This is a genomic window from Rahnella sp. CG8, assembly GCF_023701875.1.
Classification (GTDB): domain Bacteria; phylum Pseudomonadota; class Gammaproteobacteria; order Enterobacterales; family Enterobacteriaceae; genus Rahnella; species Rahnella aceris.
Genome location: NZ_JABAED010000024.1, coordinates 13,204 through 34,167, shown reverse-complemented (window position 1 = coordinate 34,167; position 20,964 = coordinate 13,204). Strand labels below are relative to the sequence as shown.

At 54.4% G+C, this 20,964-nt stretch carries 18 protein-coding genes; 6 read left to right on the top strand and 12 right to left on the bottom strand.

Annotation, left to right across the window (positions count from 1 at the left end; translation table 11 throughout):
* Nucleotides 1-2 precede the first annotated feature (2 nt).
* Together phnG and phnF are read right to left on the bottom strand one after the other, a co-directional pair.
* The gene (phnG, locus tag HGO41_RS19655) at nucleotides 3-446 is read right to left on the bottom strand and encodes a phosphonate C-P lyase system protein PhnG (RefSeq protein ID WP_037034214.1); all 444 of its coding nucleotides are present in this window, start codon (nucleotides 444-446) and stop codon (nucleotides 3-5) included.
* Nucleotides 447-1,172: a phosphonate metabolism transcriptional regulator PhnF gene (gene phnF, locus HGO41_RS19650; RefSeq protein ID WP_013573847.1), complete on the bottom strand. Its 726-nt coding sequence runs from the start codon at nucleotides 1,170-1,172 to the stop codon at nucleotides 447-449.
* Nucleotides 1,173-1,477: 305 nt separating this feature from the next.
* Between phnF and HGO41_RS19645 the strand changes: the two genes are divergently transcribed.
* The 3 genes from HGO41_RS19645 (at nucleotide 1,478) to HGO41_RS19635 (ending at nucleotide 2,375) form a co-directional block, all read left to right on the top strand.
* Nucleotides 1,478-1,822, top strand: a complete 345-nt coding sequence (locus tag HGO41_RS19645) for a type II toxin-antitoxin system RelE/ParE family toxin (protein ID WP_234300340.1) — start codon at nucleotides 1,478-1,480, stop codon at nucleotides 1,820-1,822.
* Nucleotides 1,806-2,093 (top strand): helix-turn-helix domain-containing protein, encoded by a 288-nt coding sequence (locus HGO41_RS19640; protein ID WP_013573849.1) that lies wholly within the window; start codon nucleotides 1,806-1,808, stop codon nucleotides 2,091-2,093. Before HGO41_RS19645 ends, HGO41_RS19640 begins: the two co-directional genes overlap by 17 nt.
* Nucleotides 2,094-2,213: 120 nt before the next feature.
* Nucleotides 2,214-2,375: a type II toxin-antitoxin system CcdA family antitoxin gene (locus HGO41_RS19635; protein WP_112152055.1), complete on the top strand. Its 162-nt coding sequence runs from the start codon at nucleotides 2,214-2,216 to the stop codon at nucleotides 2,373-2,375.
* 34 nt (nucleotides 2,376-2,409) lie between these two features.
* On the opposite strand, the gene nrdG is transcribed toward HGO41_RS19635, so the two are convergent.
* The 5 genes from nrdG to treR all read right to left on the bottom strand — a co-directional run bounded on the left by nrdG (nucleotide 2,410) and on the right by treR (nucleotide 9,554).
* A complete protein-coding gene (nrdG, locus tag HGO41_RS19630) occupies nucleotides 2,410-2,874 on the bottom strand; it encodes an anaerobic ribonucleoside-triphosphate reductase-activating protein (RefSeq protein ID WP_217244183.1) in 465 nt (154 codons plus the stop codon).
* Nucleotides 2,875-2,878: 4 nt separating this feature from the next.
* Nucleotides 2,879-5,017: an anaerobic ribonucleoside-triphosphate reductase gene (gene nrdD / locus HGO41_RS19625; RefSeq protein ID WP_250981328.1), complete on the bottom strand. Its 2,139-nt coding sequence runs from the start codon at nucleotides 5,015-5,017 to the stop codon at nucleotides 2,879-2,881.
* Between the two features lie 343 nt (nucleotides 5,018-5,360).
* Nucleotides 5,361-7,004 (bottom strand): alpha,alpha-phosphotrehalase, encoded by a 1,644-nt coding sequence (gene treC, locus HGO41_RS19620; RefSeq protein ID WP_119261173.1) that lies wholly within the window; start codon nucleotides 7,002-7,004, stop codon nucleotides 5,361-5,363.
* 22 nt (nucleotides 7,005-7,026) lie between these two features.
* Nucleotides 7,027-8,445 carry a PTS trehalose transporter subunit IIBC gene (treB, locus tag HGO41_RS19615; RefSeq protein ID WP_037034210.1) on the bottom strand — a complete coding sequence of 473 codons (1,419 nt, stop codon included), beginning with the start codon at nucleotides 8,443-8,445 and terminating at the stop codon, nucleotides 7,027-7,029.
* 152 nt (nucleotides 8,446-8,597) lie between these two features.
* Nucleotides 8,598-9,554 carry a trehalose operon repressor TreR gene (treR, locus tag HGO41_RS19610; protein ID WP_013573855.1) on the bottom strand — a complete coding sequence of 319 codons (957 nt, stop codon included), beginning with the start codon at nucleotides 9,552-9,554 and terminating at the stop codon, nucleotides 8,598-8,600.
* Between the two features lie 344 nt (nucleotides 9,555-9,898).
* Here treR and mgtA point away from each other — a divergent pair, with 344 nt between their 5' ends.
* A complete protein-coding gene (gene mgtA / locus HGO41_RS19605) occupies nucleotides 9,899-12,601 on the top strand; it encodes a magnesium-translocating P-type ATPase (RefSeq protein ID WP_099049191.1) in 2,703 nt (900 codons plus the stop codon).
* Between the two features lie 77 nt (nucleotides 12,602-12,678).
* On the opposite strand, the gene HGO41_RS19600 is transcribed toward mgtA, so the two are convergent.
* The 4 genes from HGO41_RS19600 to HGO41_RS19585 form a co-directional block, all read right to left on the bottom strand.
* The gene (locus HGO41_RS19600) at nucleotides 12,679-13,650 is read right to left on the bottom strand and encodes a TerC family protein (protein ID WP_014411579.1); all 972 of its coding nucleotides are present in this window, start codon (nucleotides 13,648-13,650) and stop codon (nucleotides 12,679-12,681) included.
* Nucleotides 13,651-13,951: 301 nt separating this feature from the next.
* Complete coding sequence (locus tag HGO41_RS19595; RefSeq protein WP_013573858.1) at nucleotides 13,952-14,698, bottom strand: glutamine amidotransferase; 747 nt, start codon at nucleotides 14,696-14,698, stop codon at nucleotides 13,952-13,954.
* Between the two features lie 26 nt (nucleotides 14,699-14,724).
* Nucleotides 14,725-15,711 (bottom strand): Gfo/Idh/MocA family protein, encoded by a 987-nt coding sequence (locus tag HGO41_RS19590; protein ID WP_250981324.1) that lies wholly within the window; start codon nucleotides 15,709-15,711, stop codon nucleotides 14,725-14,727.
* 22 nt (nucleotides 15,712-15,733) lie between these two features.
* Entirely contained in the window at nucleotides 15,734-16,240 is a 507-nt protein-coding gene (locus tag HGO41_RS19585) for a M48 metallopeptidase family protein (protein WP_013573860.1), read from the bottom strand.
* Between the two features lie 170 nt (nucleotides 16,241-16,410).
* Here HGO41_RS19585 and rlmG point away from each other — a divergent pair, with 170 nt between their 5' ends.
* The gene (rlmG, locus tag HGO41_RS19580; protein WP_013573861.1) at nucleotides 16,411-17,562 is read left to right on the top strand and encodes a 23S rRNA (guanine(1835)-N(2))-methyltransferase RlmG; all 1,152 of its coding nucleotides are present in this window, start codon (nucleotides 16,411-16,413) and stop codon (nucleotides 17,560-17,562) included.
* A gap of 83 nt (nucleotides 17,563-17,645) precedes the next feature.
* Here the strand turns inward: rlmG and HGO41_RS19575 are convergent, their stop codons facing one another.
* Nucleotides 17,646-19,682: an oxidoreductase gene (locus HGO41_RS19575; RefSeq protein ID WP_250981323.1), complete on the bottom strand. Its 2,037-nt coding sequence runs from the start codon at nucleotides 19,680-19,682 to the stop codon at nucleotides 17,646-17,648.
* Between the two features lie 396 nt (nucleotides 19,683-20,078).
* Between HGO41_RS19575 and HGO41_RS19570 the strand changes: the two genes are divergently transcribed.
* Nucleotides 20,079-20,945: a crotonase/enoyl-CoA hydratase family protein gene (locus HGO41_RS19570; protein WP_013573863.1), complete on the top strand. Its 867-nt coding sequence runs from the start codon at nucleotides 20,079-20,081 to the stop codon at nucleotides 20,943-20,945.
* Nucleotides 20,946-20,964 lie beyond the last annotated feature (19 nt).

Below are 20,964 nucleotides of genomic sequence, written 5' to 3'. Positions count from 1 at the left end.
AGTTATTCTCCGCGAACCAGAGTAAAGAAATCGACGCGGCTGGAAGCCACCTCGCGGGCGCGTTGCTGGCGGCGTTCCTGTTGCAGCGCAGCCAGAGGCGCTATCACGCGTTTATGCAGCAGTTCGTCCATGCCCTGTATTTGCAGCAGGCCGTCAATAACCGCGCACAGTTCGGCGTGCGGTTTATTGCGACCACTGACGTAGCTGTAGCCGTAGACGCCACCGTCTAACTGAATGACGGCGCGGGTGACGGTCATATCGCCCATCACAAAACGTTTACCGGTTCCGCCCATGCGCCCCTGAAGCTGGGTCAGACCGGTTTCAGCGGCGCGGATGCGCTCAAATTGCGGGGACAAATTCAGCGGCTGCCAGTGGGCGAGCAGCTCATCGGGACGGCTGTGAGCCAGCACCGACATCCAGCGCTGGCGGGTTTGCAGGTGATCCATTCAGTGCTCCATGGTCAGTTCGATCATGTCGGCGCGCGTCAGGCTGACGGAGTATTCCGCCACCGTATCGCTGCCTTCACAAATGTTCAGGGTGCGGACACACAGCAGCGGTGCCTGCGGGACGATTTCGAGTAATTTGCTCTCTTTTGCCAGCGCGCGGCGGGCATTGATGCGGGTGGTGCGGCGGCTGAGCTTTTGCTTAATTTCTTCACGGATAAAATCGTGCAGCGAGCCGTTATGGAAATTTTGCAATGCAGGCCACCAGTCGAGATCGGGCAAATAGTGGTCAATCACACAGACCGGCACGCCGTTAACGCGGCGCAGCGTACGCAGGTGAATAATTGTGTCGCCTTCCTGCCGTGACAGCGCCGCCGCGACGTGATCGGTCGCCGGACGCAGCACCGCCAGCAGACGTTCGCTGGTCGGATGGCTGCCCTGATCCAGCAGGTTCTGGCTGAACCGCGCCTGCGAATGCAGCGGATAATCGTAAGGACGCATCAGCACCAGCGTGCCAATGCCCTGACGGCGTTGCAGCCAGCCGCGATCCACCAGTTCATCCACCGCACGGCGCAGCGTATGGCGATTTACCTGAAAACGTTCGGCAAGTTGTTGTTCCGGCGGCAGATAATCGCCGCAGCGGTAACCGTTACGCAGTTCCTGTTCCAGCTCGGCAGCGATTTGCTGATACACCCTGGCGTGACTGGTCGGATGTCTAGATAAGTTCATCACAATAAATACCTCGCGCAGTAGAAACGGGCAGTAGCAGGGGAAATTTGAAAGCGGTATGAAAGGGTCATGATGCAAACCTCAGTGTGGCGTTGGCATCATCTTGGGCGCGCTAAATGACAATTGGGTGAAGCTCTGGTTGCAGGAAAATGAAGAGTTGGAAGACGTCCCGCAGGAATGAAAGAGGGGGATTTACGGGCTATCAGGAGGGAATTACATTTCTCCGGCGCGGCGGATACCGAAATTTAGCAAGGCGATCTTTTTGTTCTATTATATAAATTTTTGTATATTTCATTCAGGAAGGTATGATGAAAAGGATTTTCTTTGTCGACAGCAGTTTGGCGGATTTACAGCGTTTTCCCTTGCAGGCTCGTCGGGAAGCAGGGTACCAGTTACATCGGGTGCAACATGGGGAAATGCCTTTTGACTGGAAACCCATGCCGGATGTAGGGATGGGGGTGCGCGAATTACGGATTAAAGATACGGAACGTATCTACCGGATTTTGTATATCGCCAAATTTAAAGAAGCCATTTATGTGCTGCACTGCTTTCAGAAAAAATCCCAGGCCACGAATCATCATGATCTGGAGCTGGCTAAAAAACGCTATAAATCAGAAGTAAGCCGGAGGAAAAATGATTCAGAGTTTTGACAATATCTGGGATGCCATCGAAGAAACGCCCCAGGAAGCTGAGAATATGAAAATACGCTCTAAATTAATGATGGTTCTTACTGCACATATCGAAAAGAACAAAATGACTCAGGCTCAGGCTGCGAAGTTTTTCGGAGTCACTCAGCCACGCATATCGGATCTGGTACGCGGTAAAATCTCAGTATTCAGTATTGATATGCTGGTCAACATGCTGGCGAGCGCGGATTTGCATATCACCCACATTGAAATCGGTGGGAAAGCACTGGTGTGAAAATGAAGAGTTGGAAGACGTCCCGCAGGAATGAAAGCGGGGGATTTACGGGATGAACAGTACAAATTACACTCTGGTTGTCGGATGTATTTTTAAACATTAATTACAAAAGGACTTTGTATGTCAGAAGCACTCAATCGTGAATTCAATGATTTACCTGTTACGTTAATACCCGAAACACCTGCGCAGAAATGGAGGCGTGAAAATCAAAAAGGAATTGAGGCGATAAATAAATACGTCGAAGAACATGGTTCGTTTTCTGATTATCAGCGTGCATTTTAGAAAAGTGAGGGGAATAATTTCCCCTCTGAAAGCATTAACGCAAATAATGAATCACCTGATTGCCGCTGCCGCGCCAGATAAGCGACGGGTCTTTCAGTTCCTGCACGAACTTCCCGTCGACCAGCACGTTGATTAACGCGGTGACTTCCTGCTGTTCAGCGCTCAGTTCCCCGAGCGTATAACCTGTCCACACCCACACATCTTTGCCAGGGCATTCCGCCTGTACGCGCACTAACAACTGGCGCACCGCCGACAGATTTTGCGGATGCAGCGGATCGCCGCCGGAGAGCGTCAAACCCTGACGCGGGATCACCGTGTTTTGCAGATCGGCGATAATGCGGTCTTCATCTTCCTGCGTAAAAGGTTTGCCGGAATCCAGCCGCCAGGTGCTTTTGTTATAGCACCCGCGGCATTCGTGGACGCAGCCGGAAACGAACAGCACGCAGCGTGTTCCCGGCCCGTTCACCACGTCGATTGGATAATATTGATGGAATCTCAAAATATTAACCCAGCTGACCGTTACCCAGATGTTTTATCCTGCGCTTCACTTCTTCCTGCTTACCGGCGTTAAACGGACGCGCATCCGGGCTGCCGAGATAACCGCACACGCGGCGGGTGACCGACACGCGGGAAGGCTCGTGATTGCCGCATTTCGGGCAGGTGAAGCCTTTGCTGGTGCATTCGAATTCACCGGTATAGCCGCAGTCGTAGCATTCATCAATTGGCGTATTGGTACCGTAATACGGCACGCGGGTGTAACTGTAATCCCACACGTCTTCCAGCGCTTTCAGGTTGTGCTGCAGGTTTGGGTATTCGCCGTAGCAGATGAACCCGCCGTTGCTCAGTGGCGGATACGGTGCTTCGAAATCGAGTTTTTCATACGGATTGACTTTCTTCTCGACGTCAAGATGGAAGCTGTTGGTGTAATAACCTTTATCGGTGACACCGGCCACCAGGCCGAATTCGGCTTTATCCAGACGACAGAAACGGTCGCACAGGTTTTCGCTCGGCGTGCTGTACAGGCTGAAGCCGTAACCCGTTTCGTCTTTCCAGCTGTCGGTGGCGGCTTTCAGGCGGGCGACAATCGCCACGGCTTTTTCGCGTAACTGACTGGCATCGAACACGTGGGTCTGATCGCCGAACAGCGCGTTAATGGTTTCATGCACGCCGATGTAGCCGAGTGAAATCGACGCACGACCATTTTTGAAGATGCCGGAAATATCGTCGTCGGCTTTCAGACGCACACCGCAGGCACCTTCCATGTACAGGATCGGCGCAACGCGGGCCTTGATGCCTTCGAGACGCGCAATGCGGGTCATCAGCGCTTTTTTCGCCAGCAATAAACGCTCGTCGAGCAGTGTCCAGAACGCCGCTTCATCGCGTTTGGCCTCCAGCGCGATACGCGGCAGGTTCAGGCTGATCACGCCGATATTGTTGCGGCCTTCGTGGATCATTTCGCCGTTCTCTTCGTAAACGCCCAGGAAACTGCGGCAGCCCATCGGGGTTTTGAAGGAACCGGTGACTTTCACCACCTGATCGTAATTAAGAATGTCCGGATACATGCGCTTGCTGGCGCATTCGAGAGCCAGTTGCTTGATGTCGTAATTGGCATCGCCGGCTTTATGGTTCAGGCCGTCGCGGATGGCAAACACCAGTTTCGGGAAGACGGCGGTTTTGCGGTTTTTACCCAGCCCGGCAATGCGGTTACGCAAAATAGACTGCTGGATCAGGCGTGATTCCCACGACGTGCCGAGACCGAAACCGAAGGTAACAAACGGCGTCTGGCCGTTGGCGGTGTGCAGCGTATTGACTTCATATTCCAGCGACTGGAATGCGTCATAACACTCTTTCTCGGTACGGTTACGGGCGAACGCTTCGGCATCGGCAATCTGCCATTCTTCAGCGGTCTGACGATGTTTGTTGAAGCTGGCGGTAACAAACGGCGCCAGCACTTCGTCGATGCGGTTAATGGTGGTGCCGCCGTAAATGTGGCTGGCGACCTGCGCGATAATCTGTGCGGTGACGGCGGTTGCCGTTGAAATCGACTTTGGCGTGTCAATTTCGGCATTGCCCATTTTGAAACCGTGATTCAGCATGCCTTTCAGGTCGATCAACATGCAGTTAAACATCGGGAAGAACGGCGAATAATCCAGATCATGATAGTGAATTTCCCCGCGTTCATGCGCCAGCACCACGTCACGGGGTAAAATATGCTGTTTGGCGTAATGCTTGGCCACAATCCCGGCGAGTAAATCGCGCTGGGTCGGGATAACTTTGCTGTCTTTGTTGGCGTTTTCGTTGAGCAGCGCCATATTGCTTTGCTCAACCAGACCACGGATTTCCTGATTCAGGCGTCCGCGCATTTCGCGTTTCACGTCGCGGTCATGGCGGTATTCAATATAGGCACGCGCCAGTTTCTTGTGCGGCCCCGCCATCAGCTGGTTTTCAACCGCATCCTGAATTTCATGGATATCGACACGCGCCTGATCTTGCAGATTCTCTGCCACAATACGGGCAACCTGCGCGCAATAACCAACGCTGTCGATACCGGCGGCTTCGGCTGCGCGTTGCACCGCTTGTTTGATCAGAACTTCATCGAAAGGGACCTGACAACCATCCCGCTTAATCACGATGGGCTGCATTTTGGTGGATTTTGCGGGTACGGTTTCCTGTCTGTCTGCCTTCACAATGATACTCCTTTTGGGCGGATCCCGCGCCCCACAAGGCTTACAGGCCGGTTGTGTGGCATTTGCGGAAAACCGCTATATATTGGGTTGGGTGTGTACTATACACACTAGATGTAGGATCTACGCGAGCGTTAATTCTCATTTTATTGACCTGAAACAAAGAATTTTTTCGGCGGAGGAATTGATGACCAAATGTAAATTCTGGCCTGAATTTTGCCTGTTGTTTTATAAGGGGATGCATACAAAATAAACGGGTCAGCCACGACTGTGACCGACCCGACAGAAGGGGAAATTCAGACTATCCGGCGAGTTGCCAGAGACATTCGTACGGACGAAGCGTGCCGGAAATGGCAGGCGAGGCGTAATTACTCAGCAGCGTGTTGCCATCTAATTCTGCCAGCGTAAGTGTCTGCTCCTGCCCGCTCAGGTTTGCCACCACGCGCAAGGTTTTGCCTGACGCCTGACGGGTATAACACCACAACTGCGGATGTTCCGGCAGCAAATCCTGATAATCGCCATCGGTCAGAACCGGCAGCGTTTTGCGCAGGCGGATCAGTTGCTGATACAGATAAAATACCGAGTCTTTATCCGCCAGTGCCTGTTCGGTATTGATGTCCTGCGCGTTGTGGCTGACGGAAATCCACGGCGTGCCGGAAGTAAATCCGGCCTGTTCCCCGGCATTCCACTGCATCGGCGTACGTGAGTTGTCCCGCGATTTCTTCGCCAGAATGCGCAACAGTTCTTCGTTGCTGCGCCCGTCAGTTTTCAGTTCGGCAAACATATTCAGGCTTTCCACATCGCGATATTGTTCGAGATGTTCAAAGCCCGGATTGGTCATGCCGATTTCCTCGCCCTGATAAATATACGGCGTACCCTGCAGGCCGTGCAGCACCATTGCCAGCATTTTGGCAGATGTCGCGCGCAGCGCGCCTTCATCGCCAAAGCGCGACACAATGCGCGGCTGATCGTGATTACACCAGAACAGCGCATTCCAGGCGTGACCGTGCATTCCCTGCTGCCACTCGCGGAAAATCTGCTTGAGCTGCACGAAATCCGGCGGTGCATCGGCCCATTTTTCACCGTTCGGATAATCGACTTTCAGGTGATGGAAGTTAAAGGTCATCGACAGTTCGCTGCCGTCATTGGCGGCGTAGCGGCGACAATGCTCCAGCTTTGTTGAAGACATTTCGCCGACGGTCATCAGCCCCAGCGGCTTAAATACGTCACGGCTGAATTCCTGTAAGAACTCATGAATACGCGGACCGTCAGTGTAAAAGCGCCGGCCATCACCGGCATCGTCGGTCGGGAAATCCTGTTGTTTCGACACCAGATTGATCACGTCCAGACGCAGCCCGTCGACGCCCTTATCCGCCCAGAACTGGCAGACTTTTTTCAGCGCCTCGCGCACCGGCGGGTATTCCCAGTTCAGATCGGCCTGCTCGGTGGCGAACAGATGCAGGTAATACTGGCCGCTGGTTTCGTGCCATTGCCAGGCACCGCCACCGAATTTGGATCGCCAGTTATTCGGCGGTCCGCCCTCCGTTGCCCCATCACGCCAGATATAGAAAGGCCGGAACGGGCTGCCCGCATCCTGCGACTGGCGGAACCACTCGTGATGCGTCGAGGTATGATTAAACACCATATCCATCACGATGCGGATCCCACGCTGATGCGCTTCTGCAGTCAGCCGTTCAAAGTCTTCGAGCGTGCCGTAAGCCGGGTCAATCTCGCAGTAATCGGCCACGTCGTAGCCGTTATCAATCTGCGGCGACAGGTACAGCGGTGTCAGCCATATCGCATCAACGCCAAGGGTTTTCAGGTAATCCAGACGCTGTGTGATGCCGTTGATATCACCGGTGCCGCTGCCCGTGGTGTCCTGAAAACTCTTGGGATAAATCTGGTAAATCACGCCGTTTTTCCACCACGGCAATTCGCTGTTCATTCCATTTTCCTTCTTGAATGTCTTACACCACTGCCAGTTCACCCCGGCGGGCTTTCCGCTGATAAACCAGCACGGTCAGGATAATCGGCACCACGATCGCCACCAGCATGGCCAGTGCGTAAATACTCCAGAACTGCGGTTTGATGGACAAAATACCCGGTAAGCCGCCGACGCCGATGCCGTTGGCCGTGACGTGGAACAGGCCGCAAATCAGGCCGGCAAACGCTGAGCCGATCATCGCGCACAGCATCGGGAAGCGGTATTTCAGGTTGATGCCGTACATCGCCGGTTCGGTTACGCCGAGGAACGCGGATATCGCTGCGGGCACGGAGATCTCGCGCTCATTATGTTTGCGGCTGACGATAATCACGCCGACGACCGCAGCGGCTTGCGCAATATTGGACAGGGCGATCAGCGGCCACACCGGGGTTCCGCCGGTGCTTTGCACCATCTGCATATCGATGGCAAGGGTGGTCTGATGCACGCCGGTGATGACCAGTGGCGCATAGAGGAAACCAAACAGCGCGGCACCGATGGGTGCGAGGCTGCCGGTCATGATGAATTTCACCGCGAAAGCCACGCCGTCGCCCACCATGCGGCCAAACGGCCCGATCAGCGTGTGCGCCAGGAATACGGCAATAATCAGCGAGCTGACGGGCACAATCACCAGATACAGATAATTAGGCACGATGCGTTTCAGGCCATTTTCGATCATCGCCAGCGCCATACCGGCGAGAACGGAAGGAATGACCTGCGCCTGATAACCGACCTTTTCGATGGTGAACCAGCCGAAATTCCATACTTCAGGGATTTGCTGCCCGAGGTTGTAGGAGTTCATCAGTTGCGGCGATACCAGCGTTATGCCAAGCACAATCCCGAGGATTTCGGTGCCGCCCATTTTTCTGACCGTCGACCAGCACACCGCCACCGGCAGGAACATAAACACGGCTTCGCCAAGCAGCCAGAGGAAGTCGTAAATGGATTGCCACAGCGGGTGCATCTGCGCCAGCGTCTGGCCGCCGCTCATCGGAATTTCGCCGATAACATTGCGGAAACCGAGAATTAAACCGCCGCTGATCAGCGCCGGTAACAGCGGGAAAAAGATTTCCGCAAAGTGAGAAATGCTGCGCTCAAACCAGCTCATATTCTGGCGGGCGGCAACTTTTGCCTGTTCTTTTCCGGCCGCACTTTTACCGGTGCTGGCGATCAGAACTTTGTAGTAATCATCCACTTCCGGCCCGATAACCACCTGGAACTGACCGGCGTTGGTGAAGCAGCCTTTGACCATCGGCAGGGCTTCGAGACCTTTCGGGTCGGCTTTGGACGGGTCATTGAGGACAAAACGAAGACGCGTAATGCAGTGAGTCACCATCGCGATATTGTCGCTGCCGCCAACGAGGGCGATCAGCTGATCAACATCCTGTTGCTTAACTTTGCTCATGGGAAGTGGCCTGTGATTTTGCGTAAGAGTGTAGGGTACGGTTCAAGCATAGCGAAGGCGGTGGGAACTTGTCCGGGAACGTTCCCGGTTTTGCCGGGACGATCACAAAGTTTTTACTTTTTAGAAAGGCAAAGGTCAGAAAGGCGGGGGATTCAGAAAGCAAGCTTTCCGGGGATAATCAGCTGCCGCACCGTGGTGGAACCGCTGAGCTGCGCCAGTAATTGTTTGGCCGCTGCTTCGCCGCCCGCGCCATAGCCGAGTTCTACTGAATACGATTCCGGGAACAGGAAATGCAGGAGCGGGTTGTTGCCGATACCGCATACCTGCACGCCACGGATTTGCTGCTGTTGCAGGTATTTTTGTGCGCCGATGGCAATGGTGTCGGACGCGCAGACGACGGCCTGAATGTTATTTTTCAGCAACTGCGGGATCAGGTCGAAGCCGCTCTGATAGGTCAGTTCGCCCAGCGCAATGTGCGGTGTCAGGCCATGCTCTTTACAAAAAGTCCGAAAGGCCGCGCTGCGGCGCTGGCCGGTGGTGGTGTCCTGCGGCGAAACACCGATAAAGCCAATCTCCCGTATGTTCTGCGCCAGCAGTTTTTGCATCAGCAACTGCACCGCACCCGCATCGTCATAACACACCGAAGATAGCCCCGGCATATCGCGTGCCAGCACCACCATTTTATCCTGCCAGGGCGTCAGCATTTGGGCTGAAAGTCCGGTGAAACCAAACAGCACAATGCCATCGATATTGCGCTGTTTCAGCACCTGCAAATGCTCTTTCACGCGCTCTGCGCTGAACTGACTTTCCAGCACAATCGGGTCATACCCTTGCTGATAAAACAGCGGCAACATGGCGCGTACCGCCAGATTTTCCGAAGGAGAGTCGAGACGCGACACGATAATCGCCACAATTTTGTCGCTGAACCCGCGCATGGCCCGCGCCGATTTCGACGGACTGAAATGCTGTTGTTCAATCACCTGCAACACCCGTTCACGGGTTTGCGGGCTGACGTTGCCTTCGTTATTCAAAACGCGGGAAACCGTGGATTTTCCGACACCGCTCAGGCGGGCAATATCATTAATGGTCAGGCGATTTTGCTGGGTCATGTTTTAAGGTGAATGAGGGTCAGGTTTAAAATTGGTTGTAGTTAACCGGCGTATACTGCGCTCGCCGGAGATGATGTACGCGTCATCCCGTGCCGTTACCCTAACGGATTTTTATACCCGATGCGTATGAATTTCCAAACCGTTCCTTACCGGAGGTGAAAACCCATGGAACCCGACCCCAATTCTGTAGGTCCGTTGTGATCCGGTAAGCACCCGCATTTTTGCTGCTGCTTGCCGTGACTTTACCTGGCAGGCAGTGGCGCACGTCTTTTCGTTCGCCCTGTTTTTAACAACCCTTTTGCCATGCTCATGGCGGCTTCGCTGTGGGCGCAACAAAGGTGCGAATGATGTTCAAAAATTTCACTTCCCGGCTGCTCAGTGCGCTCAGCCGTAATTTACCGCGCCGCTTAGTCCGCCGCGATCCGATGCTGGAAAACGTATCTGCCCGTGCAGTGCAGGCCATCCCTGCCGCTATGTCGGCGCATTGTCAGGCCTGTGCCCGCGCCACCGAAGACCAGCTTTACCTGCAATTTGCCAGTCATCCGGAAGGGCTGACTGCGCAGGAAGCCGATGCAATTCGCGAAGTTTCCGGCCTGAATCAGACCGGCGATCAGCAACCGGCACCCTGGTGGCTGCATCTGTGGCACTGCTACCGCAATCCGTTCAATCTGCTGCTGACCGTGCTCGGGCTGGTGTCTTACGCCACCGACGATTTAACGGCAGCGCTGGTGATTGGCGCGATGGTGTTTATTTCTACTTTCATGCATTTCATTCAGGAGGCGCGTTCCAATAAAGCCGCCGATGCGCTGAAAGCGATGGTCAGCAACACCGCGACCGTGCTGCGCAGTGACGCGCAAACCGGACGCAGCGAAACAGTGGAAATCCCGATCAGCCAACTGGTGCCGGGTGACCTGATCAAATTGTCAGCGGGCGATATGATCCCGGCAGATCTGCGCATTCTTTCGGCCAAGGACTTGTTTATCAGCCAGGCGGCGCTGACCGGTGAATCCCTGCCGGTGGAAAAACACGCCTGCGAGAAAAAACCGGTTGCGGCTGATCCGCTTGAACTGAACACCCTGTGTTTTATGGGCACCAACGTGGTGAGCGGCACGGCGATTGCGATGGTGATCGCCACCGGCAGCAAAACCTGGTTCGGTCAGCTTGCCGAACGTGTGGTACAGGAAGATACACAGCCAAACGCGTTCCAGGCCGGGATCAGCAAAGTCAGCTGGCTGCTGATCCGCTTTATGATGGTAATGACACCTGTGGTGCTGGTGATCAACGGTTACACCAAAGGCGACTGGTGGGAAGCCGCACTGTTTGCGCTCTCCGTGGCGGTCGGGTTGACGCCGGAAATGCTGCCGATGATTGTGACTTCCACGCTGGCCAAAGGCGCGGTAAAACTCTCCCGCCAGAAGGTGATCGTCAAACGTCTGGATGCGATACAGAACTTCGGCGCAATGGATATCCTCTGCACGGATAAAACCGGCACGCTGACGCAGGATAAAATCGTGCTCGAGCGCCACACTGATGTGCTGGGCGTGACCAGTGATGAGGTGCTGCATCTGGCGTGGCTGAACAGCCATTATCAAACCGGCCTGAAAAACCTGCTGGATGTTGCGGTGCTGGAAGCAGGCGATGCCGGTCCGGCGCATAACTCGCTGAAAGTGGATGAAATTCCGTTTGATTTCGACCGTCGCCGTATGTCTGTCGTCGTCGCCGAAAACGACCAGAATCACCGCCTGATTTGCAAAGGCGCGCTGGAAGAAATGCTGTCGATTTGTACGCTGGTGCAGCTCAACGGTGAGATTGTGCCGCTGACCGATGTGCTGCTGGCGCGTATCCGCCGCATTACTGACGATCTCAATCAGCAGGGGCTGCGCGTGGTAGCCGTGGCGCATAAAGTGATGCCATCGCGCACGCAGGGCTACGGCGTGACCGATGAGTCCGGCCTGATCCTGGCCGGGTATATCGCATTCCTCGATCCGCCAAAAGAAAGCACCGCACCGGCGCTGGATGCACTGCAACGCAAAGGCGTGACGGTGAAAATCCTCACCGGCGACAATCCGCTGGTGGCGCGTAAAGTCTGCAAAGATGTCGGATTACAGGCCGATAACGTCGTGATCGGCAGCGATATCGATGCGCTTGACGATGTGCAACTGCTGAACGTCGCCCGCGAAACCACGGTGTTTGCCAAACTGACACCGATGCACAAAGAACGCATTGTGCGCGTACTGCGCGGTGAAGGGCATGTGGTTGGCTTTATGGGTGACGGCATCAACGACGCGCCTGCGCTGCGTGCGGCGGACATTGGGATTTCCGTGGATTCTGCGGTGGATATCGCCAAAGAAGCGGCCGATATTATTCTGCTGGAAAAAAGCCTGATGGTGCTGGAGCAGGGCGTGACGGAAGGGCGCAGAACTTTCGCCAACATGCTGAAATACATCAAAATGACTGCCAGTTCCAACTTCGGTAACGTGTTCAGCGTGCTGGTCGCCAGCGCCTTTCTGCCGTTCCTGCCAATGTTGCCGCTGCATCTGCTGATTCAGAACCTGATTTACGATGTGTCTCAGGTGGCGATCCCGTTTGATAACGTGGATGAAGAGCAACTGGCGAAACCGCAGCGCTGGAACGCCGGGGATATTGGCCGTTTTATGGTGTTCTTCGGGCCGATCAGTTCCGTCTTCGACATTCTGACTTTCAGCCTGATGTGGTGGGTGTTTAAAGCCAATACGGTGGAGGCGCAGACGTTGTTCCAGTCCGGCTGGTTCATTGAAGGGCTGCTGTCGCAGACGCTGATTGTGCACATGATCCGCACCCGCAAAGTGCCGTTTATTCAGAGCCGCGCGTCCTGGCCGCTGTGCATCATGACGCTGATGGTGGTGATCACCGGTATCGCGCTGATCTACTCGCCGGTTGCCGGATTCCTGCAATTGCAGGCGCTGCCGCTGAGCTATTTCCCATGGCTTATCGCCATTCTTGCGGGCTACATGGTGCTGACGCAGTGCGTGAAAGGCTGGTTCGTGCGCCGTTACGGCTGGCAGTAATCTTTAAAATTCTATCCTGAATGCTAAAAAGCGCGACCGGTGAAGCGGCCGCGCTTTGCATTAATCAGTTCGAAATATTACGACTGCGCGTTGTTCTTGCGATCGTTACGACGGTTCACCCAGGTGTTAATCAGCAGGGTGATGATCAGAATCGACGCAATCACGCCCAGCGAAATCCCCACCGGAATGTGGAACACGTCGAGCAGCAGCATTTTGATACCGATGAAAATCAGGATCACCGCCAGCCCGTATTTCAGCATCGAGAAACGTTCTGCCACGCCCGCCAGCAGGAAGTACATCGCGCGCAGGCCGAGGATCGCAAACAGGTTAGAGGTCAGGACGATGAACGGGTCGGTGGTTACCGCAAAGATAGCCGGAATACTGTCGACTGCGAAAATCACGTCGCTCAGTTCCACCATAATCAGCACCAGCAACAGCGGAGTAGCGAACAAAATACCGTTACGGCGCACAAAGAACTTCTCACCCTGCAACTCATCGGTCATGCGCATTTTGCTGCGCAGCCAGCGGATCATCGGCTTCTCGCCAACCTCACCGTCTTCTTCTTTCGCCAGCGCCATCTTGATACCGGTGAACAGCAGGAATGCGCCGAACACGTACAAAATCCAGCTAAATTGCCCCACCAGCCAGCTACCGGCGAAAATCATGCCGGTACGCAGGACGATGGCGCCGAGCACGCCGTAGACCAGTACGCGGCGTTGCAGGCTGGCAGGAATAGAGAAGTAACTGAACAGGATCAGCCAGACGAAGACGTTATCCACCGCCAGCGCTTTTTCCAGCAGATAGCCGGTCAGGAACATGGTGGCCTTGGCGTCGGCCACTTCACGGCCAAACTCGCCGTTGAGATACCACCAGAAGCCGAAGTTGAACAGCAACGACAGGCCTATCCACACCAGCGACCACATCGCGGCACTTTTCATACTCATGGTTTGCGCGCCTTTTCGACCCTGCAACAGCAGGTCGAACGCGAGCATAATTATCACTACCACGGCAAAGGAGCCCCACAACATCGGGTTGCCTACGGAGTTCATCATTGCGATATCCTCGAAAAAACATCAAAAAAAAACGGCCAGCGTCGGAAGACGTTAGCCGCTCATTTTTTGAGCTGTGAGCAAACCTCGCCTTCCGGCAAGGTCTCACTTACAAAGATAAGTATTCATCTTGTGAATGCTTATCTTTGCCCCGGTAACCGGGTGGCTGAGACGGCGCTGCATGAGCGCGGGTCCAGACACCGTAATGACGATTATCCGACGAAGAAGTTACTCCCCTTTGCAGTTCGCAAATTAATGCAAAATGTGTCCGGTGTCAAACATTCAGAAACATTATGGAGCATTAACCCGCCAGTGCCTGACGTTTGCCGAGTGCGCCGACGAAGGCCAGCAGCAGGCTACGGCTGAGGGGTGTTTCGCTAAGTTGCTGAGCCTGATGCGCAAAATCTATCGTATCGTCTTCGGCGATAGAGCCCAGCCATGACAGATACGTTTTCATTACCGCCAGACTGAATTCCGGATGGAACTGCGTGCTGATGGCATTCGGGCCGTAGCGCAGGATCTGATGCGGATCGTGCCGCGTTTTCGCCAGCACCGTCGCTGTCGCAGGCGGCGTAATGACGGTTTGCAGGTGGATCAGATTGGCTGCGAACTGTGCGGGAAGCTGCGACACCAGCGGATCAAGATGCCCGTCCGGCGTCAGCGTCACCTCGTGCGTACCGACTTCAATGCCTTGCGGATGGTAATCCACCTCGCCACCCAGCGCGTATGCCATCAGCTGATGACCGTAGCAGGCACCAAACATGGGTAATTCCTGCAACATGCCCAGCCGCACCCAGTCCGCCGCTTCTTCGCTCCACGCCAGATGCTCGGTGACCATGCTGCGCGAACCGGTAATGATCGCACCGCAATAGTTTTCCGGCGGCAGCGGGCGTTCACCCGCCTGCAAATCCACAATCACCACCTGCTGCGCGTCGATATCGCCCTGACGGATAAACATCTGCGGAAAGTTATCGTGCGCACGGCGGATAGGTTCCGGCGCGTGGCCAGTCTGTAAAATCAACAGCGATTTCTGGCTGGGTGCAATCATCTGTTACTCCCGATTTTTACTTAATATTAAGGCTGGTTATCGGCCGGGAATACCACGCCGGTCTGACGACGGATTTCCGTCAGCACTTTGGCCGTGATACGCGAGACTTCCAGCCCGGGGTGCGCGACAAACTGGCTGTCGACCAGAATCGCAAAAGTTTCTGCTTCATACAGCATGGTGTTGATGTGCTGGGGCTGCGTCAGATCCAGCTTCTGGCTGCCGCGTGGCGTCAGGCTGAGCGTCTGGCATTCAGACAGTTTTTCCATCTGCAAGGTGCCGTCTTCGCCCTGGATCTCACTGGGTAACAGGGAGTCGCTGATTTTGGAATGGTTGATAACCACTTCGAAATCATCCGCATAAGACAAGATCACCGTGCCCTGACCGTCAACGCCGCTTTCCAGCAGGGTTGCCGTGGCTTCCACCGATTCCGGTTCGCCAAACAACGAAATAGCACTCGCCAGACAGTAATAACCGATATCCATGATCGAGCCATTGGAAAACGCCGGGTTAAAGGTATTCGGGTTTTCACCGGCCAGATAGCGCGGATAACGTGAGGAATACTGGCAGTAATTCAGAATGGCCTTACGCAGTTTACCGATGCGGTTCAGCGCGCCTTTCATGTGCAGGAAGTTGGGCAGATACGCGGTCTTAAACGCCTCGAACAGCACTACGTTGTTTTCTTTTGCGCAGGCGATCAGGCTTTCCGCTTCACGCAGATTGGAAGCCAGCGGCTTTTCGCAAATCACGTGTTTTTTATTGCTGAGGAACAACAGCGACTGCCGGTAATGCAGGGAGTTCGGGCTGGCAATATAGACCGCATCAATCAGATCAGAGGCGGCCATTGCTTCAAGGGAATCAAAGTAATGTTCAACCGGATAATCCTCGCCGAGCTTTTTAGCGCCTTCCAGCGTGCGGGAATAAATCGCGGTCAGCTTCATTTTACCGCTCTCGTGGGCGGCATCAATAAAACGCTGGGTGATCCAGTTGGTGCCCACAACGCCAATACGAATCATGAGAAATCCCTATAGTTAACTATTATTGATACAACTTACCGAATATTTCCAGATGCGTCAGATACATGCGCGTGTCGAATTCTAACTGATGATAGTCGGGCGTCATATGACAGCACAGGCTGTAGAATGCTTTGTTGTGTTCTTTTTCTTTCAGGTGCGCGAGTTCATGCACCACGATCATTTTCAGAAACGCTTCCGGCGCGCTTTTAAACACCGTTGCCACGCGGATTTCCGCTTTGGCTTTCAGCTTGCCGCCCTGAATACGGGATATTGCCGTATGCAGCCCCAGCGCGTGCTTCATCACGTGGATTTTATTGTCGTAAGCCACTTTGCTTAACGGCGATGAACTGCGCAAAAACTGATTTTTCAGGTCCAGCGTATACTGATAGAGCGATTTGTCAGTGGTCAGCTCGTGCGGTTCGGGATATCGCGTCAGCAAGACTTTACCTAAACGTTCCTGGTCGATTAACTGACGCACCTGAGCCTGAAGCGACTCCGGATAGCCTTGCAGATAGGTCAATTCAGGCATAACTGTTTGCTTTATCTCTTATTGCCGGGGAAAAGATGCCGAAACGGGGTGCGGGGTTTTTACCACGATCGCGTCGATCCGGCAGATAAACCCCTTTTTAACTGAAAAAACGTTTTACTGATAGACCAAATTAAGGGATAAACAGCGCAAATTGAATATGAGGAGGGCCAATGAGCCAATTTGAAACCGAAACCGGTGGTCAGTTATTGCAACTGCGTCTGGAACGTTATCCGCTGGAAGAAGCGGCAACGCAGTTACAGGCATGGGAAGCGGCCGATGAATATCTGCTGCAAAACCTGAACACCGACGCGCTCAACGGCCGTCCGCTGCTGATTTTCAACGATGCTTTCGGCACGCTGGCCTGCGCCTTGCAGCCGCACAACCCGACCAGCGTCAACGACTCCTTCATGAGTCAGCTGGCGATGCGCCACAACCTGCGCCTTAACGGTTTTGACGAAGACAGCGTGGCGGCGCAAAGCAGCCTGGTGCCGTTGCCGATCAATCCGGGTCTGGTGATCATCAAAGTGCCAAAAACGCTGGCACTGCTGGAACAACAACTGCTGGCGCTGCGTGAAGTGGTGACGCCGGACACGCAGATTATCGCCGGCGCGAAAGCCCGTGATATTCACACGTCAACGTTGCAACTGTTCGAGAAAATCCTCGGACCGACCAAAACCAGTCTGGCGTGGAAAAAAGCCCGTCTGATCCATTGTGAAGCCACCTTGCCTGCGCAAACCGCAGAGCCGGTGATTTCTGAGTGGGCGCTGGATGACAGTGAATTCCGTATTTCCAACCACGCGAACGTGTTCTCACGCGGCGGTCTGGATGTCGGCGCTCGCTTTTTCATGCAACATCTGCCGGAAGGCATTGAAGGGCGCATGGCGGATCTGGGCTGTGGTAACGGTGTGATCGGCATGACCGCACTGGCGCTGAACCCGGATGCGGAAATGCTGTTCGTCGATGAATCTTATATGGCGGTAGAGTCGAGCCGTATTAACGTCGAAAACAATTTGCCGCAGGATGTCAGCCGCTGTCATTTCGAAGTGAACAACATGCTGGCCGGTGTCGAGCGCGAAACACTGCACGCCGTGCTGTGTAACCCGCCGTTCCATCAGGGCACGGTCATCAGCGATGACACCGCGTGGCGCATGTTCTGCGATGCCAAACGCTGCCTGCAAACCGGCGGCGAGCTGCGTATCGTCGGCAACCGTCATCTGGATTACTACCAGAAGCTGCGTCGCCTGTTCGGCAACTGCACGACGATCGCCACCAATCAGAAATTCGTGATTTTACGTGCCGTGAAAACAGCTGCACATCATTGATAGCTGAATTAGTCTGAAGTGCTGAAATGAAAAAGCCGCTTATCGCGGCTTTTTTTTCGTCTGTCGGTTTCTGAAATAGTTTTCTAAATTTTCAGTGCCAGCCGTGTGCCCTGATCGATAGCGCGACGCGCATCGAGTTCGACGGCGACGTCGGCACCGCCAATCAGGTGTACGATTTTTCCGGCCTCCTGTAACGGCTGATACAGCGCGCGCTGCGGTTCCTGTCCGGCGCAGATAATCACGTTATCCACTTCCAGACATACCGGTTCACCGTTCATGATCAGGTGCAGCCCCGCGTCGTCGATGCGTTCATAGCTGACACCACTTTGCATTTTCACGCCACGCTGCAACAGGCTGGTGCGGTGGATCCAGCCAGTGGTTTTCCCCAATCCTGCGCCGACTTTGGTGGTTTTGCGTTGCAGCAGAACGATATCCCGCGCGGCAGGTTCGGGCTGTGGCCCAAGTGGTGCCAGACCGCCACGGTGCGTCAGGCTCTGGTCGATCCCCCATTCGTGGCTGAAAGCCTGAGTGCTGAGGCTCGATGACGGGCCGGTGTGGATCAGGTATTCGGCGGTATCAAAACCAATGCCGCCCGCGCCAATAATGGCGACGCGCTGTCCGACCGGTTTTTTATCCCGCAGTACGTCGAGATAGGTCAGCACGATCGGATGATCAATGCCCGCAATATCCGGCAGGCGCGGTGAAATACCACAGGCGAGGATCACTTCGTCATAACCCGTTAACTGGCTGGCGCTGACGGTTTCGCCCAGGCGCAGCGTTACGCCCAGTAATGTCAGCTGGCGCGAGTAGTAACGCAGCGTCTGATAAAACTCTTCTTTGCCGGGGATCTGTTTGGCGACATTAAATTGCCCGCCGATTTCATTGTGTGCATCAAATAATGTGACGTGATGCCCGCGGCTGGCGGCGGTAGTGGCAAACGCCAGCCCGGCTGGCCCCGAGCCGACAACGGCCAGATGTTTGGTGATTTCCGCACGGGTAACCGGTAACTGCGTTTCACGGCAGGCGCGCGGATTGACCAGACAGGAAGTGACTTCACCGGCGAATATCTGATCCAGACAGGCCTGATTACAGCCGATGCAGGTGTTGATTTCATCAGCACGTCCCTGCGCGGCTTTTTCGACAAACGCAGGATCGGCAAGAAACGGGCGTGCCATCGACACCATATCCGCACAACCTTCGGCGAGAATTTTCTCCGCCACGTCAGGGTCGTTAATGCGGTTAGTGGTAATCAGCGGAATCCCCACTTTGCCCATCAGTTTTTGCGTCACCCAGATGAACGCCGCGCGGGGCACCATGGTGGCTATGGTCGGAATGCGCGCTTCATGCCAGCCAATACCGGTGTTGATAATGCTCGCGCCTGCCTGTTCGATGCGCTGCGCCAGCATTTCGACTTCATTCCAGTCCGAGCCTTCTTCGACCAGATCCAGCATGGATAAGCGATAAATGATGATGAATTCCCGGCCACAGGTTTCGCGCACGCGGCGCACGGCTTCGGTGGCAAACCGCATGCGGTTATCGGCAGAACCGCCCCAGTTGTCCGTGCGCTGATTGGTGCGCGCGGTGAGGAACTGGTTTATCAGATAGCCTTCGGAGCCCATGATTTCCACGCCGTCATAACCCGACTCTTTGGCAAGCTGCGCGCAGCGGGCGAAATCCGCCAGTGTGGAGTAGATTTCTGCCTCGCTGAGGGCGTGAGGTGTAAAGCGGTTGATCGGCGCCTGAAGCGCTGAAGGCGCGACGGGGTGGGGCTGATAACTGTAACGTCCGGCGTGAAGGATCTGCAGGGCAATTTTGCCGCCAGCGGCATGCACCGCGTCAGTCACCACGCGGTGATGCGTGATGTGTTCCTGTTCAGCGAGAATTGAACCGCCCTGATAAACCACGCCCTGCGCGTTAGGGGAAATGCCGCCGGTGACAATCAGCCCGACGCCTGCGGCGGCACGTTCTGCATAAAAGGCCGCCAGACGTTCCGGCCCGTCCTCCCGTTCTTCCAGCCCGGTGTGCATGGAACCCATCAGCACGCGATTTTTCAGTTGGGTAAAACCTAAATCCAGCGGCGCCAGCAGGTGCGGATAAAAAAGCGAAGCGCGTTCAGTCATGGAATTCTCTTAAGTGGTCGGAGGAGATGAATTCAATTTAGCTGCTGGCAGAACAATTGGAAAGTCAGTGTGTAATGACTGTGATATGTATCACTCTGAGGAATTCGCTGAGCGTTAATTAACTATTACGCTTCTTATTACTCGCGGTTTATTAATTGGCAGAGGTGACTTTTGTCGCCGGAAAACAGCACAAGATAGCAGATGAAATACCTATTTCTTTGTTTTTACACACAATGGTCTTATTGCAGGTTGTTTATTTTTAACATTTTTTTCAGAGATTGTGGTCGTTAGGATTATTTTTAGAAAACCATATCGAATCGATTCAGTTCGGGTTAGAGCTGGACTAGGCTGGGGTTGCTTCACCCTAAAAATTCAATTCTAACCTGGATATATACTATGAATCTTATTGACCATACAGCCTGCCGCCCGTTCACCGAAGCCGGGCATTTGTCCCAGATTGCAGCCTATTATGAAGAGGGGCGTAACGTCATGTGGATGATGCTCAGGTCTTATCCACGTCCCTGTTTTAATCAGGAGCTTATCGAAGACATTATGACGCTGATGTATGCCGCGAAGGCATCCGGTCTGCGTTTTGATTTTTGGGTCACCGGCTCTTTGGTGCCCAATATGTATAATGTCGGCGGTGATCTGAGCTTCTTTGTTGATTCCATCGTCAATAATAAACGCGAAGCGTTACGTGCTTACGCCAGAGCCTGCGTGGATTGCGTTCACGCTGCCGCGCGTGGTTTTGATGTAGGCGCGATCAGTTTATCGATGATAGAAGGCACGGCACTGGGCGGCGGCTTTGAAGCCGCACTGGCACACCATTACGTGCTGGCGCAGAACACCGCCCGGATGGGGTTCCCTGAAATCGCATTTAACCTTTTCCCGGGAATGGGCGGTTATTCGCTGGTATCACGCAAAGCGGGGATGAAGCTGGCGGAGGAACTGATTTCCACCGGGGAGTCGCATACCGCCGAATGGTTTGAAAGCCGCGGGCTGGTGGACGTGTTATTCCAGCCGGGGGAAGCATTCACCGCCACGCGAACGTTCATGGATGTTTTGCGACCAAAGCTCAACGGCATCCGGGCGATGATCCGCGCACGTCAGCGTGTGCTGCAATTATCACGTTCAGAACTGATGGATATTACGGAGGATTGGGTGGATGCAGCGTTTACGCTGGAGGAGAAAGACCTGAGTTATATGGAGCGTCTGGTCATGCTGCAAAACCGGCATACGGCGTCATTGCGTAAAACCGGCTAGCAGCAGGCAGAAGCAGCCC